The sequence below is a fragment of the Rhodopirellula maiorica SM1 genome (assembly GCF_000346295.1).
Classification (GTDB): domain Bacteria; phylum Planctomycetota; class Planctomycetia; order Pirellulales; family Pirellulaceae; genus Novipirellula; species Novipirellula maiorica.
This window is the reverse complement of record NZ_ANOG01001058.1, coordinates 1-14,026: the sequence shown is the minus strand read 5'-3', so window position 1 is coordinate 14,026 and position 14,026 is coordinate 1. Positions and strand designations below refer to the sequence as shown.

The window sequence follows — 14,026 nt, the reverse complement described above, 5'->3', positions numbered from 1 at the left end:
TTTGTTGGGGACGACACGAACGGACCAATCGCTTGTGGTGTCCGGCGGTGCGGTAGCGCCGTCCGAGCTTGGGTACAGCACTTGAAAGCTGTCGTCGGGATTGATCTTGGCGACCCAGGTTGGTGGCGGCGTGGTGTGTTCTTCACCGGCACAGAAAGGGCACTCCATCGCGGCCGTAGATGCAACTCGCTGCTCGCTGCCAAATTGATCCGGACGTGCTTCGCGATGAGGTGCAAAGATTGTCCAGTCGCCCGTGATCGGATCGAGGCGGGATTCGGCACAACTGCTCGTTTCAAGTAATCGTGTTTCCGCCTCGTGTGAAGCGGGCTTCGTTGGGGCCCCACCGCGTCGCTGTAGACGCACCAATTTTTTGTTTCGATTCGCGATTCGCGAGGGGGCGTTTTCGATCAAGGGACTACTTCGCATACAGGTTTATTTTGGTGCACCAATTCCTGTGGGGGTGCAGGGACCATACGTGATCCTAACGGATGTTCGTAGGGTTTGGCGAGACAAAATTAGCGAAAAGTTGCTGATTCATCTCGACGTTTGATGATCGTTTTTTCCTTCGAGTTTTTAAGGGCAATGGTTTTTGCATAAAGTTCGATGTACTGGTCGGCGCTATGCCGCCACGAGAAGTCTTGCGACATTCCGGTCTCAATAATTTGTTGCCATTTTTCTTTTTCGTGATATCTCAGGTGCAATGCCCGTCCAATGGTTTGGTCCAGCGATTCCGCGTTGACCGCGGGGATGAAAAAGCCTGTTGCAGTGCCGTTTTTGAGTGTTTCTGCTGTACAGTCGACCACGGTGTTCGCTAGGCCACCAGTCTCTGTGACAATCGGCACAGTGCCGTAGCGAAGGCTATACAATTGGTTCAGTCCGCACGGCTCGTATAGACTTGGCATCACAAAGACATCCGAGCCGGCTTCGATTAAGTGTGCTAATTCGTCGCTAAAACCGAGATACAAGGCAAAGCGTTTGGGGAAAGCTTGCGCCAATTGGCGAAGCGGTTCCTCGTAACGAGCCTCGCCGCTACCGAGCACAACCCACTGTGCCGGACGATCCTCAGCCAAATGAGCTTGCAGCACCGGCAGGATCATGTCCCAGCCTTTTTGGCTTGCTAATCGCCCCACAAGTCCGATCATCGGGAGTGACTCGTTGGGCTCGAGGCCAAACCGCTGTTGGATCTCACGCTTGTTCGCCAGCTTGCCTTGTTTGTAAAAACGAGCGTCATAGGTTGCCGCAAGCTTGGTGTCAGTTTCGGGATTCCAAACCGTTTGGTCGATTCCGTTTATGATTCCCGAAAGCCGGTCGTGTCGACCGCGTAGTACACCGTCGAGTCCACAGCCTTGTTCGGGGCCGCAAATCTCCTCGGCATACTTGGGGCTGACCGTGGTGATCATATCGGCGGTGACGATGCCGGTCTTCAAAAAGTTCAGATGGTTGTAGTACTCGAACTGATTGGAATTGAAATGTTTCCAATCCAGTCCGGTCCAGCGGAACGAGTCGCGGTCGAAATGACCTTGGTATGCCAGGTTATGGATGGTGAAGATGGACGAAGCTTTTTTGATCCAGGGATAGGCATTAGGTTCGGCCGCCATCATCGCGGGCACCAATCCCGATTGCCAATCATTGCAGTGGACGATATCGATGGGCCCTTCGAGTCGCGAGATCGCATGCATTGCGGCGCGACAAAAGAATGCGAATCGTTCGGCATTGTCCGGGTAGTCGCCGTTGGAGGTACCGTACAGCGATTCGCGATCGAAATATTGCGGTTGGTCGATAAACCAGACTGGGACGTCTCCGTCAGGCAGTTTTGATTTCAGGATGCGTGCCCCAATCAGCTTCTGAGGGCTCATCGGGATCGCGAAACTGGTGTCGGTCGACTCGATTGGCAATCCTGCACTGCGAATGCTTCGAAATGCGGGCATGATCAACGTGGCTCGATGCCCCAACGCGGCGACTTTCGAGGGGAGAGTGCCACATACGTCAGCGAGTCCACCCGTCTTGGCGAACGGGACGGCCTCAGTCGATAGAAAGACAATATTCAATGGAAACTCAAGTGATGCATGTTCGTGATGGGATCGCTGTCGCAGCGCTCGTTATCTTAAAAGTCTAGCTCGATTCGTCTGAAAGCTCTACGTTGCTGAAAAACTAACGGAGTAAAGTTGACAAAAGTCACCTGCGACGGAGCTGATGGCACTGGGCGATCGCCAGCGGTTGATCAGACGGGCTGTTTGATCAGACGGGCTACAAGAGACCGCCCCGCTAATGCCGTGGTCGGCTGAAATCGGTCAATCCATTAGACTATTCAGCGGCGAAAGCGTTTTTCCCCTACAAGCGTTTCCTTCTCGACATCGAATTGTTGTTTATTCATGACGGTCGCACTAAGCGAATTCTGGGCAAGATTGGTTCGTAACGGTGTAACCGATGCGGCGGGGTGCAAACGATACGCGGCGAGTTATGCCGAGAAAACCGGGGGATTGCCGCCCGACGATGCGGTCACGCTGGCTAAATACTTGGTCAAGTCCCGTGTGCTGACGCAGTATCAAGCTAAGCAGCTTCTGGTTTCCGAAAAAACGAGCTTGCGTTATGGCGGATATCTGCAAACCGATGCTGCTGCGGCGCCGCCGCTGAGTCGTTGGTTGCCGGTGGTTCGGCGGTCGAACGAGCAGGATGCGGATCGCGAAGCGGGCTTGGGCGTACTGTTTCGTCCCACTCCGGAACAGCTGAGCGGCGGTCGGGATCAATGGATTGCCGCCCACGCCGGCGTGACTCAATCGTCGCTTCAGTCGATTGAATTGGATCGCGTCGACGACAACATTGTGGTTTTTTCGCCGCTGCCGAGCGGCGAGGTGCTGTCGGAGGTGTTGAAAAAGCATCCACGGATCAAGGCGAAACGTGCGTGTGAGATTGGGATTGCGATCTGTGACGCGTTGACCGCGTTGCATGCCAGTTCGCTGTGGCATGGCGACGTACGAGCCGATCGAGTGTGGATTGGCAAAGAGGGGGCGATACGTTTGTTGCGAGATCCATCGGGGCCCGCCGTTTCCGCGATGCTGACGAATCCCTATTCCTGGTTGGATGTGCTCGAGTCGCCGCATGCTTATGCGGCTCCAGAGCTAGCGGATCCCTCAACGCCCTGCAGCGCCGCGACGGACATTTATTCGCTGGGGTGTCTGATTTGCCGGATGGTGATCGGGAAGATGCCGTTCCAGGCGGATTCGGTTGACGAGTTGATGGCGCTGCATGCTTCGCAAATTCCGTCGCCGATCGCCAAAGCGGTCGCAGCAGGTGAGGCAGGTGATCCGTTGTTGCGAGTGGTGGCGTTTGCGCTGGCAAAGAATCCACAGTCACGATTTGCCTCGATCGCCCAGTTTGCCGATGCGCTGCGTGCGACGGCGGCGATGATCGATCCGGCTGCCTCCTCGCCATCGGCGGCCGCGACTCCCACCGCACCTCCGATCGAAAGCGACACGGCAGCAGCGGTCGGCGAATCCGCTGGCGCAAGCGACGATGCGGCGTCGGTCACCAAGCCGCCATCGTCGACCGAGGCGAAAGCAGATAAGCCTTCACCAAGCAAAACTTCGGCAGCCAAAGCACCGCCAAGCGAACCCGTCGCCAGCGAACCTGCCGCCGCAAGTTCGGTGGCGTCGGTCGCGGCGAACCCGTCGTCTGCGGTCACTGCCCAAGCGGATCTTGCCCAACCGGATAGCGCTGAAACAGACGCCGCGCAGGAAAGTGCATCTGAGTCCGCTCCGGTCGCTGTGGTGCCGGCCGTGACAACCGAAAAAATTGTCGCTCCGCCAGTCGCACCGCCTGAATCCGAGACGCCACCACCGCCACCGGCGAGACGTCGTCGCCGGAAAAAGAAATCCAACAAAGCGCCACTCATTTTGGGCGGTTTATCGGTGATGGTCGTGATGCTGGTGATCATGTTGATCGTCGGCGGCCCGGGCGAGTCAAGGCAAGAGGTCCGCAAGCGACCGCGTCCGCCTATTCCTGCTCGCATTCCCTCGGTCAGTGGTCGTGATGTTGATTCGCAGCCCAAGCCAGCCCAACGCGAGCCCACGTCGGTAGCGATACCGGGGTATCAAGTGGTGGATGATGATCGATTGTTGTGGTTACCACCTTTCGTCACAGAGTCCGCAGCGCCGCTTGAGATGCTTCCGCCGGGGCCATCGTTGATCATGACGGTGAACTTTGCGGAACTACGTGCAAAGAGTAGCGGCAGCAATTTTCTTGATTCTCTTGCACCGGATCTAAAGCAGTTGCTTGATCAAGCGTCGGCACGTGCGAAAGTGCCGGTTGAACAGATGGACCGGCTTTCGATTGCAATGCACAAGGGCACCGATGGGTGGCCCGAAATTTCGCTTGCGGTCACGCTGCAGGATCCTGTCTCGGTCGATACGTTGACCGAAGCATGGGACGTGTCGGCATCACGTACGCCTGATGGAGCGACGTTGTATGCGGGAGACGAACTCGACTCGGATGCGTACTTCATCAACGACGCCGATACGAGCGAGAACCAAGTGACGCGGTTCTCGGTTTCGTCGATTGCTCGCGCAAAAGAGATTGCCGAAAACGGTGGTGCGAACATCCTGCTGCCTCGCAGTATGCAGTCGCTGTGGGATGCAACGAGTACGAAAAACGATCTGGCCTTGATCGTAACGCCAAATTTTCTGTTCGCCGATGGACGAAAATTGATCGAAGTCGGTGCGCCTCGTCTGGAGCCTCCGTTGAAATCATTTTTGATTCCCGACGTAGCCGCCGCGATGTGTTTGGCTCACTTTGACGAAGACCGACTGTATACCGAGGTGCGATTGTCTCCGAGTGGCGGGATTGGCGAAGCGACGTTGATGCAAAATCTGAAACAGGCGATCGAGGAGACTCCGCAATGGGCACGGGATTTTGTACTTGATGCCGTGCCGGATTCGTCATGGCGTTTGTTGGCGAACCAGTTGCCTGCGATGATGGGTTTTCTGAGCAATTATTCTCGCTTTGGCGTCGCCGACCAAGCCGCAATCAGCAACGCCTATTTGCCTGCCGATGCGGCGTCGCAGATCACACTGGCTACCTTGTTCGCGATCAATACCACCGGCGACGCCGGACCGAACGTTGCTGCGACGACACCCAAGAAGACGTTTACGTTGGATGAGTTGCTTGCCGAAAAGATGTCCGTGACGTTTGACCAAGAGTCGCTTGAATTTGGCATCAACATTATCGCCGAGCAATTTGCGGCTTCGTTACCCGAGGGGACCGAGGTTCCGCCGATGCGAATCATCGGTGGCGATTTACAGAAGATGGGGATCACTCAGAATCAGCAGATACGCGGGTTTGCGAAAAAGGAGATGCCGTTTCGCCAAGTGCTGACAGATTTGCTGTTGGGCGCCAATCCAGACAAAACCGCCACCGGGTCGCATGACGTCAAGCAAGCTCTGATTTGGGTCGTCGCAGATGATCCCACACGTCCGGGTAAGAAGGAATTGTTGATTACGACACGTCAAGCTGCCGAAGGGAAATACGAGTTGCCTGCCGAATTTGTGGTAACGCCCTAGTGCTGCGTTGCAGCTGAAGGGGATTTGAGTGGGGCGTCGCGGAAGTCGTGTGTGTGTTTTTGCAGTGTCCGGTTATACGTTTTATGCAGGTGATGATTTCTTGAATGTCGTGGGTTGAACGACGCTCCAACCTAGTCGGGATGTCGCTGGCAACTACAATCGCAGCAATCAATCGCCATACAGCATCACGGCAACGACACGGTTTTGATTTCGCGACAGGACAGAGAATCTCATGAGAGTAATGGTAACGGGGTCAAGCGGGTTGATCGGTTCGGCGGCTGTCCGTCATTGGGACGCCGCAGGCGATCAAGTGATCGGGATTGACAATGACATGCGAGCGACCTTTTTCGGTCCTGATGGCAGCACCCGTTGGAATCAGAGTCAACTCGAGTCAGAAACGAAGAACTTTCGCACCGTTTCGATCGACATTCGCGACCGCGATGCGATTTTGGATTTGTTCAAAAATGAGCCTCCAGATCTTGTCGTTCACTGCGCCGCCCAACCATCGCACGACAAAGCGGCTGCGATCCCGTTTCTGGACTTCGAGGTCAACGCGGTCGGCACGCTAAACCTGCTCGAAGCGACCCGCCAATTTGCTCCGGACGCCGTGTTTTGCCACATGAGCACGAACAAGGTGTACGGTGACGCGCCGAACGAATTGCCGCTAAAAGAACTCGATACACGTTGGGAATACGCCAACCCCGAGGACTTTGACGGGATCGACGAATCATGCCGAATTGACCAAACGATGCACTCGTTGTTTGGCGCTTCCAAAACGGCTGCGGATGTCTTGGCACAAGAGTACGGCAAGTACTTTGGGTTGAAGACCGGAGTGTTCCGTGGCGGCTGTTTAACCGGGGCCAGCCATAGTGGTGTCGAGTTGCACGGCTTTCTCAGCTATCTCGTCCACGTCGCCGTCGTGGGCAAACCCTACACCATCTTTGGTTACAAGGGAAAACAAGTCCGTGATCAAATCGAATGCAGTGACGTGGTCAAAGCATTCGAAGCGTTTGCCAAGAATCCGCGTCCAGGCGAGGTCTATAATATCGGCGGCGGCCGCGAAAATGCCGCCAGCGTGCTGGAGTGCATCGCGTTGATTGAAGAGATTGGGGGATATAAGTTGGACTTTTCGCTTGCCGAAGACAATCGAAAGGGAGATCACATCTGTTACATCAGCGATTTGTCCAAGTTGAGAGCTCATTATCCCGATTGGGATATCAGGGTTTCACTGAAAGAAATCCTTCAACAAATGATTGCATCCGCTGAACAAAAATCTTCCTGAGCTCACTTTGATTGCACTTGCTTCCGATCGGACAGTGGTGCGTCATGATGGTGTCGGTTCACGATGGGAGTGTCGTAGGGGTTACACCGATTAAAGACGGTGGGCACCGCTCGCCTAGTGAAGAAAAGTGAATTTTCAGAGGGGATACATCCGGCGGGGTGCGAACGTACGTCCTAGGTTTTTAGGCAATGACCTGACGTAAGGTTGTTGAGATGAACCTTTAGGTGCGTTTCGAATGCTCGCTCTGGACTTTCTACCGATTAGCGTCGCGACCTTGCTGCCCGCAAGTGCGGTTGGGCTGGATCTGTTTCAGCGTGAACAGGATTCGGGGCGGTTCGTTCTTTACCGCGGCGCCACGTATCCGTTGACGTTGGATGATCTGGACCGTCTTCGTGATCGCGGCAATCACCTACTGTATATCGAAAAAGAATCGGGACCCCGTTATCAATCCTATCTGCGTCGTTTGCTGGATGCGGATTTAGTTTCCAGCAATGTCACGCCGCAATTGCAAGTCGGCGCGTTGAACGAAGTCGTGCTCGATACGCTCCGCTCGGCGTTTGGCAATCGTGATGTCAACGAAGCGGTCGCAACGGTCAGCCAACTCGGCGCGTTGACTGCCGAAATTATTACGCGAGACGAGTTTGCCGCCAGCGATATGTTCCGCGTACTACACCACGACTACGCCACCTTTACCCATTCAACCAATGTCGCGTTCTATTCGGCGATGTTGGCCGCCGGCTTGGGGTACTCGGCCGAAGAGGTCGAACAAATCACCACAGGCGGTCTGCTTCACGATCTCGGCAAACTCGATATCGACGACCGGATTCTCAGCAAGCCGGGCAAGCTTGATGACTGGGAATTTCGACAGGTTAAACGTCATCCTGGTTTAGGGTTCCGCAAACTGGCGAAACGAACCGATTTGAACGAAGGCCAATTATTGATGGTCTATCAGCATCACGAACGGATGGATGGCCATGGATATCCGGTCGGATGTGTGGGCTCTGAAATTCACCCGTGGGCCAAAATCTGTGCGGTGGTGGACGTGTTCGAAGCACTGACCAGCCAGCGTCCTTACCGAAAACCCCTTACACGCCACAAGGCTCTTGAGATACTCGAGCGTGAGGGTTCCGCGTCATTCGATCCAGAGGTGTTGGAATGTTGGAAGTCGATTATTCTCAGCGCCTAAGCGGACTGATCGAACAGGTGCACTGGGATATTCAGTTGCCTGTGGAATTGTCTGATTACTTCGCCAGCAACGGCGAGGCATCCAATTCATTTCCCACCGACGAACGTAGCAACCAACGCATCAGCATTCGCACTCGCGGTCTGTTGTGGTCGGACGTCGCTTTGCCGTTTTGTCCGCGTCCAAACCGTCCGATTGGAATCTACACCCGCGACTTCTCACGCACCGGTGCTGGATTTTTAAGTTCGGTGCAGTTCTTTCCTGAGGAAGAGCTTCGCGTCGTGCTACCCACATTCTGGGTCCGAGTACGCGTCACGCGAGTCCGCCGACTCGGTGAAGCTTGCTTCGAAATCGGCACGATCTTGCTGCACAAGTATTCGCCCAGTCTGGACGCGTTTGAGCCGTCGCTGGAACCGCAAATGGAATCGACGCACTAATTGCACGAGCCCGATGGCATTTGGGTTGCGCGGCGTTTCAAAATTCGCGAATTGGATCTTCGCGAGGTAACTCATCCAATCACAGCTTACCGTTCGCGGCTCGCCGAGACGTTATCGATAAAAATTTCTGCATTGGTGGCGTTGCCAAACAACCCGGGGCTGCCCTGATGGTTCGGGGCTTCGTCGGTTGCCGTCAACGTCCACTCGCTCGGCTCGGTCTGATCCCTTGGCCACACTTTGCCACGGACGATCGCTTCGCCGTTTTCCACTTTGGTTTGCACCTTCAGCGTGTACCAAGTATCCGCCTGCCACTGCAGCGGAACACTCTTTGCCATCCGCAATTGAGCGGTCCAGGTGCGGATTTGCAGTTGTTGTGACTCGCCCATCAAATCAAGCGTGTAGCGTCCGTTGATCAATCCGATATCAGGAAGTTTTGAGGCTCCGGCGGCTGCTTTGACATCCGCCGTAACGGTGTAGTCGCTCAAATCCGCGGGGCCCATCCACGTTTGGCTGCGAGTTCCTTTGGGGATCGTGGTGATCTTGACCATCGCGGGATTACCGTCAATCACGCGAGCTTCGTGACGGTAACGAGCTCCGATCCAAGTCACGGGAACTTCGCCCGAGGAGAAATCGAACATCCACGGCAAATCTGGAATCACCCGTAACCGAGCTTGTTGCGAGATCGAACCGCTTCGAACGGTGATGATCGCCGCTTGATGAGCATGGTCGCCGGACGAATGGAATAGCCCGTCGGAATCAACCGTGCCGCCATCGACTGTGACATCGAACGTCAAATCGGTCGGCTGCGAATCGAGTCGTTGGCCGAGCGAGTTGAACGCAATCACTTGTAATGGTAGCGTGCTTCCTTGGCGAACGATCGCCTCGGCGGGGATCAATTGCAGTTGAGCGACTTGAAGGTTTTCGCTGACGGGAATCTCGCTTGCCGATGGCTCGATCGGTCCCATGCTCGGTTCGACGTCTTTGTTGCCGAGACAGAACAAACCACCGGTGGTCGGCAAGTAGATGCGTCCATGCGAAACGATCGGTGATCCGCCGACGTCATGCCCGCTGGGCAGTCGAACTTTGAACAGCGTCTCGACACCGTCTTCGCTCGGTTTCAGTACATAGAAATAGCCGGTCGCGGTGCACGCATAAATCTTACCGTCGGCGTACAGCAGGCTGCCTCGCATCGCGGTGCCAAGCTTCAGCGGCTTGCCAATTTCCTCGCCTGTTTCGCTATCCAAGATGTGTAATCGGGAAGAGTCTTCGACCACATAAATTCGGTTCTTGACCTTCAGCGGCGAGCTTTTTCCAACGGTCAGTTCTTCAGTTCGCCACTGCTGGGCCGAGGCCGAATCGATCGACGCAAATTCGCCATCGATCCGGACGACCGCGCCCATTGCCGTTCCCTCAGGATTTTCTTCACCGTGGCTGGCGTACACTTTGCCTTCGTCGTCGACTGTGACGCTGGTGTTGATGCCACGACGCGAAAGGGCTTCTTGCCAAAGCACCTTGCCGGTGCGTGGCTGGATGGCATGAATCATGCCGTCGCCTGAGCCCGTCACCAAAACTTGTTGGCCGTTGATCACTGCGATCGTCGGGGTGCTGTAGGTGGTGTCTTCGGGAAGCGGTCGCGTGCTCGTGATCCAAACCAAATCGCCCTTGTTTTTATCAAATGCAAAGAAGCGGTGAGCCGGACGGGCGGTTTCATCCCAGCCGGTGGTCACGCCACTGATGATGACAAGGTTTTCGAACACCACCGGCGAATTCGTGCGGCCGCCATACGTGCTGAGCATCCCGTATTCTTCGCTCAACGAGCGTTCCCAAAGCGTTTTTCCGGTTTCGCCGTCGATGCACTGCAGTAAACAACATGCACCGAGCGCATAGACTTGATTGGTCTCGGGGTCGCCACAAACGTTGGACCATCCGACGCGTTCGGCGGGCACGTCCGAGAGAAACACGTTGTAGATGTTCTCCCAAATCAGTTCGCCGTTGGCGGCATCCAAACAAATCACTTTTTCGGCATCCTTGCGGGTGCCCGGTGAGTCACGCACGATGGTATAAAGGCGTCCGTGCATCACGATCGGCGTGGAGATGCCAGCGGCAAAGTCGCTCTTCCATAAAACGTTACTGCCGTCGCCTGCTTTGGGGTTAAACTTTTCGATCAACCCGGTCTCGTGCGAGCAGCTGTTTTGTTGAGGCCCTCGCCAATTGGGCCAATCCATCGGATCGATGTCCGCTGCGGATGCCGAAGCGGCACCAAGCGTCATCGTCAGCAGAGTGCTGCAGAGGGCGACAGTGAGGAAGGCGGGGAAAGAGCGGACGCGGACGAGGTTGCGTCGCGACGCAAACGTGTCCAGGAGATGCCAGTGAGCCACAGCAATGGATATCCGACAACATGGTGAGTGACGCGACTGGAATCGATTGCAGCCGCCACGCGAGCGTCGCGTGGACAAACAGGGGCCGCTTTGAGAAAGCGTTTTGCAAGTCCAGTCATCTTCGTCATAGAATGATTGATAATTGATGCGAGCCGCCGCGGTGTCAAGGGAGCCAGTCAAGAAACAAGGAAACTCAATTGCAAAAACGGTTTGACGTGCTCGGCATCGGAGTTTCGGTTCTCGACGCCGTGATGGTGGTGGACGGTTTTCCGGCCGAGGAAACGGTGGTGCGGGCCCAGCAGCGAGCGGTAGGAGTCGGGGGCGGCGTTGCCGTGGCCACCGCGACCGCGGGCGCTCTCGGTGGCCGCGTCGCGTTTGCTGATTTACTCGGGATTGATCCGATGTCCGAGTCGATTTTGGCAGCATTACGCGCCGCATCGGTGGACGTGACACATGTCCGGCAAAGCGACGATCAATCCGCGTCGTTGGCGACAATTTGGGTCAACGCCGCGTCGGCATCGCGGACGATCGTGTTTTCGCCCGCCAGTGAACGCGAATTGCCCTGCAGCGACGAGTTGGAACACGCCGTTGCCGCGTCAAAAATTCTTCATCTCAACGGTCGACACTTGCGGGCTTGTTCACGAGCGATCGAGGTCGCCAAGCAGCACGGCACGCTCGTCTCGTTTGACGGCGGAGCCCATCGCTACCGCAGCGAGGTGCTGCCGCTTGTCCAGGCAAGTGACATTTTGATCGTGTCCGAGCATTTTGCATTCGAACATTTCAAAGTACGGACGCAAAACTGCGGCAAAGTTTCAACCGCATCACTTGTCGAGTTCCTGCAGCGTGAGTTTCCGGCCAGTTGCGTTGGAGTGACTTGCGGTGAACAGGGCAGTTGGATTGCCGCAAACGGCGAGACGCCTTGGCATCAAGCGGCAACCCGAGTGGACCACGTCCGAGACACCACCGGCTGCGGCGATACCTATCACGGTGCGTTCCTGTGGGCTTGGACGCAAGGACGTTCGGTGCGCGAGTGTGCGAAAGTTGCCTCGATTGTTGCTGCACAAAACGCTACCGAATTGGGAGCGTTTGCCTTTGATGCAAGCCAGGTTTCCGCGATGCTGAAACAGTCGTAGGCCGGATCAAGGACGCCAATTACTCCGCAGCCACGCTAGTCGAAGGCCGTTTTGGTTAGCGCCGGATCGATGAAAAATCTGCAATGGCGTCTGCCGATCCGGCATCCGCGTTGTTTGCTTGAACCTGCATGTATAACCGTGTCGCTTTCGGTTTACGGTTATTAAAACGATCCGCCGCCCATACCTCCCATGCCGCCACCGAAACCGCCACCGCCTGTGTTCTCGAACCGATAGTCGCTTCGCATCTGTTCGAACATGCGGTCACCAACGATGCGTTTTTCTCGATCGAGTTCGATCGTAAACTGATATTCGAAATCGAAAGCGTCGCTGCCAAATCGCTCGGCGGGAATTTCGAGGTCCCAACGCAATATTCCTGTCGGTCTTTGCATTCGTAGATACAGCGGATCGGTGGACAATTGATTTGCGGTGTCGGTCGCCAACGTAACGCTGACTGATTCGTTTTGCATGGCCAGCGGAATGCGGTCCAACAAGCGGATGGGGATCACGGTGTCGTGATAGTTAGAAACGACCAGCCGGTATTTCATTGCGACACGTTGGTTGCCGCCATGGACCGACGAATCACGCGACATTAGTTCACGTCTGGTTCGGACTTGACGGTCGGCTCCGAAACCGATGCGGAAACGTTGTCCCGCTGCGGTGGGCGGCAGTGTGGTTTTGCCGATAAAGTTTTCATCCAAGTAGATATCGGCGTCGCCTGCGATCATGTTCCGGCCGATCGTGTTTTTTAAGTCCGCTTCACGAAACGCAAAACTACTTAGCAGTGGCGTGACGACGTAGTTCAAATCACCCGGCAATGTGTCTCGCGTGACTGCGACCGTTTGGTGTTCAAGCCGACTTGGGATTTTGATACGGTCGGTGATCTTGTAGCTCTCGTCGCTGATGTCGGAACCCGCATCGATCGCAATGTCGCGTTTGATTTCCGCAGGGGCCTCGAGTTCGGCAATTTGTTTCATTCCCGATTCTGCATTACGAGTGATGTCGCGATGCCAAACCATCTGATCTTGCCATGAGGGGATTTCGAGTTCCTTTGGTGCCATTGACGAACTTCGCGATGATGAGCTCGCACTTGATTCCGCGATGCCAATTCGCAAGGGAGTCAAACCTGGACCGGCGGAGTGCAAATCGGGTTGAGCGGTCGACAAGGTCAACTTCACATCGTTCCAATCTTCGCCGCTGTTCTGAACAATGACGCTTTTGAATTCGATTGCAAATTCCGCAGTTTTTTGATCGATGCGTTTGCCTCGGACGGTGTAGCTCGGTGACCATCCTGCATCGCTGACTTGGTAGCTGAACCGCAGTGGACCGCCGTCGGCAGAGATCACTTCGATCAGCGCTTCACTCGTTTTGCCGCGCGTGTTGTGGATCGATTCGATGCTGGCCCGGTTAACTTGAATCGCCTTTGTCAGATCTTCGATCGCGATTTGTTGTTCATGCAATTCCCTGGCGAGTTGCCGTCGCCGCTGCATGGTGAAGTCGGTCAATGCGGTAACGGATCGCACGTCGAGCGTGGCACGATCCAAGTTTTCAAGCGTTTTGCTTGCCGAGAAGTCGACAAGTTTCTCGAGCGTGATCAGATCCTGTTCGATCACCGTGGATGATTGTTGGGCATTATTCAGATCACGAACCAGCGACGCGTATTGGTCAGCAAGCGTTTTGACTTTTTGCTCGTTTTCGGGCGAAAGCGAATCGACGGTCATCACGCGAGTCGATCGAATGACGCTGCCCGATTCACATTGTGAGAACGCAGTTCCATCCACATAGCTCTCCGGTAGATCGGTCACCCGGATTTGCTGCAACTGAGTCGACGCGGGGACGTCGATCTGCCGCATGACAGTGGCTTGGTCGCGGTACAGCGTCACCGAATCGATCGTTTCGGTGCCTGCAGCGATAGGCTCGGCAGCGTTCGTTTGACAACCGGTCAAGGCAATCGAGTGCAACAGCGTTGCCGCGGTGATCGTGATCGCAAGTGCATCGTTTTTGAAAGAAATCATTGTGGGTTCCTGTTCGCGTGATCCATGTGCGTGTATTTCATTTGCG

General features: G+C 55.4%; 8 protein-coding genes and 1 pseudogene. 5 read left to right on the top strand and 4 right to left on the bottom strand.

Going from position 1 to position 14,026, the window contains the following annotated elements:
- Together RMSM_RS34325 and glgA are read right to left on the bottom strand one after the other, a co-directional pair.
- Positions 1-426 (bottom strand): annotated as a pseudogene (locus RMSM_RS34325) (hypothetical protein); the annotation flags it as partial.
- 89 nt (positions 427-515) lie between these two features.
- Positions 516-2,048, bottom strand: coding sequence for a glycogen synthase GlgA (gene glgA / locus RMSM_RS34320; protein ID WP_008708581.1), 1,533 nt, complete (start codon positions 2,046-2,048; stop codon positions 516-518).
- Positions 2,049-2,372: 324 nt separating this feature from the next.
- Between glgA and RMSM_RS34315 the strand changes: the two genes are divergently transcribed.
- From RMSM_RS34315 to RMSM_RS34300, 4 genes are all read left to right on the top strand, one after another.
- Positions 2,373-5,555, top strand: coding sequence for a serine/threonine protein kinase (locus RMSM_RS34315; RefSeq protein ID WP_008708580.1), 3,183 nt, complete (start codon positions 2,373-2,375; stop codon positions 5,553-5,555).
- Between the two features lie 232 nt (positions 5,556-5,787).
- A complete protein-coding gene (locus RMSM_RS34310) occupies positions 5,788-6,837 on the top strand; it encodes an NAD-dependent epimerase/dehydratase family protein (protein WP_040771055.1) in 1,050 nt (349 codons plus the stop codon).
- Positions 6,838-7,072: 235 nt separating this feature from the next.
- Positions 7,073-8,023: an HD-GYP domain-containing protein gene (locus RMSM_RS34305; RefSeq protein ID WP_008708576.1), complete on the top strand. Its 951-nt coding sequence runs from the start codon at positions 7,073-7,075 to the stop codon at positions 8,021-8,023.
- Positions 7,993-8,457, top strand: a complete 465-nt coding sequence (locus RMSM_RS34300) for a hypothetical protein (RefSeq protein ID WP_236622418.1) — start codon at positions 7,993-7,995, stop codon at positions 8,455-8,457. Before RMSM_RS34305 ends, RMSM_RS34300 begins: the two co-directional genes overlap by 31 nt.
- A gap of 86 nt (positions 8,458-8,543) precedes the next feature.
- Here RMSM_RS34300 and RMSM_RS34295 read toward each other — a convergent pair whose 3' ends face one another.
- On the bottom strand, positions 8,544-10,727 hold the full coding sequence (locus tag RMSM_RS34295; RefSeq protein ID WP_008708572.1) for a PQQ-like beta-propeller repeat protein: 2,184 nt from the start codon (positions 10,725-10,727) through the stop codon (positions 8,544-8,546).
- A gap of 305 nt (positions 10,728-11,032) precedes the next feature.
- Here RMSM_RS34295 and RMSM_RS34290 point away from each other — a divergent pair, with 305 nt between their 5' ends.
- On the top strand, positions 11,033-11,968 hold the full coding sequence (locus RMSM_RS34290) for a carbohydrate kinase family protein (protein ID WP_008708568.1): 936 nt from the start codon (positions 11,033-11,035) through the stop codon (positions 11,966-11,968).
- Between the two features lie 161 nt (positions 11,969-12,129).
- Here the strand turns inward: RMSM_RS34290 and RMSM_RS34285 are convergent, their stop codons facing one another.
- Positions 12,130-13,980 carry a DUF4139 domain-containing protein gene (locus RMSM_RS34285; protein WP_008708566.1) on the bottom strand — a complete coding sequence of 617 codons (1,851 nt, stop codon included), beginning with the start codon at positions 13,978-13,980 and terminating at the stop codon, positions 12,130-12,132.
- Positions 13,981-14,026: the final 46 nt, after the last annotated feature.

Excerpts from the sequence above, each read along its gene's own strand:
- RMSM_RS34315 (WP_008708580.1), top strand. The coding sequence starts at position 2,373 with ATGACGGTCGCACTAAGCGAATTCTGGGCAAGATTGGTTCGTAACGGT.
- RMSM_RS34310 (WP_040771055.1), top strand. The coding sequence starts at position 5,788 with ATGAGAGTAATGGTAACGGGGTCAAGCGGGTTGATCGGTTCGGCGGCT.
- RMSM_RS34305 (WP_008708576.1), top strand. The coding sequence starts at position 7,073 with ATGCTCGCTCTGGACTTTCTACCGATTAGCGTCGCGACCTTGCTGCCC.
- RMSM_RS34300 (WP_236622418.1), top strand. The coding sequence starts at position 7,993 with ATGTTGGAAGTCGATTATTCTCAGCGCCTAAGCGGACTGATCGAACAG.
- RMSM_RS34295 (WP_008708572.1), bottom strand. The coding sequence starts at position 10,727 with ATGACGCTTGGTGCCGCTTCGGCATCCGCAGCGGACATCGATCCGATG.
- RMSM_RS34285 (WP_008708566.1), bottom strand. The coding sequence starts at position 13,980 with ATGATTTCTTTCAAAAACGATGCACTTGCGATCACGATCACCGCGGCA.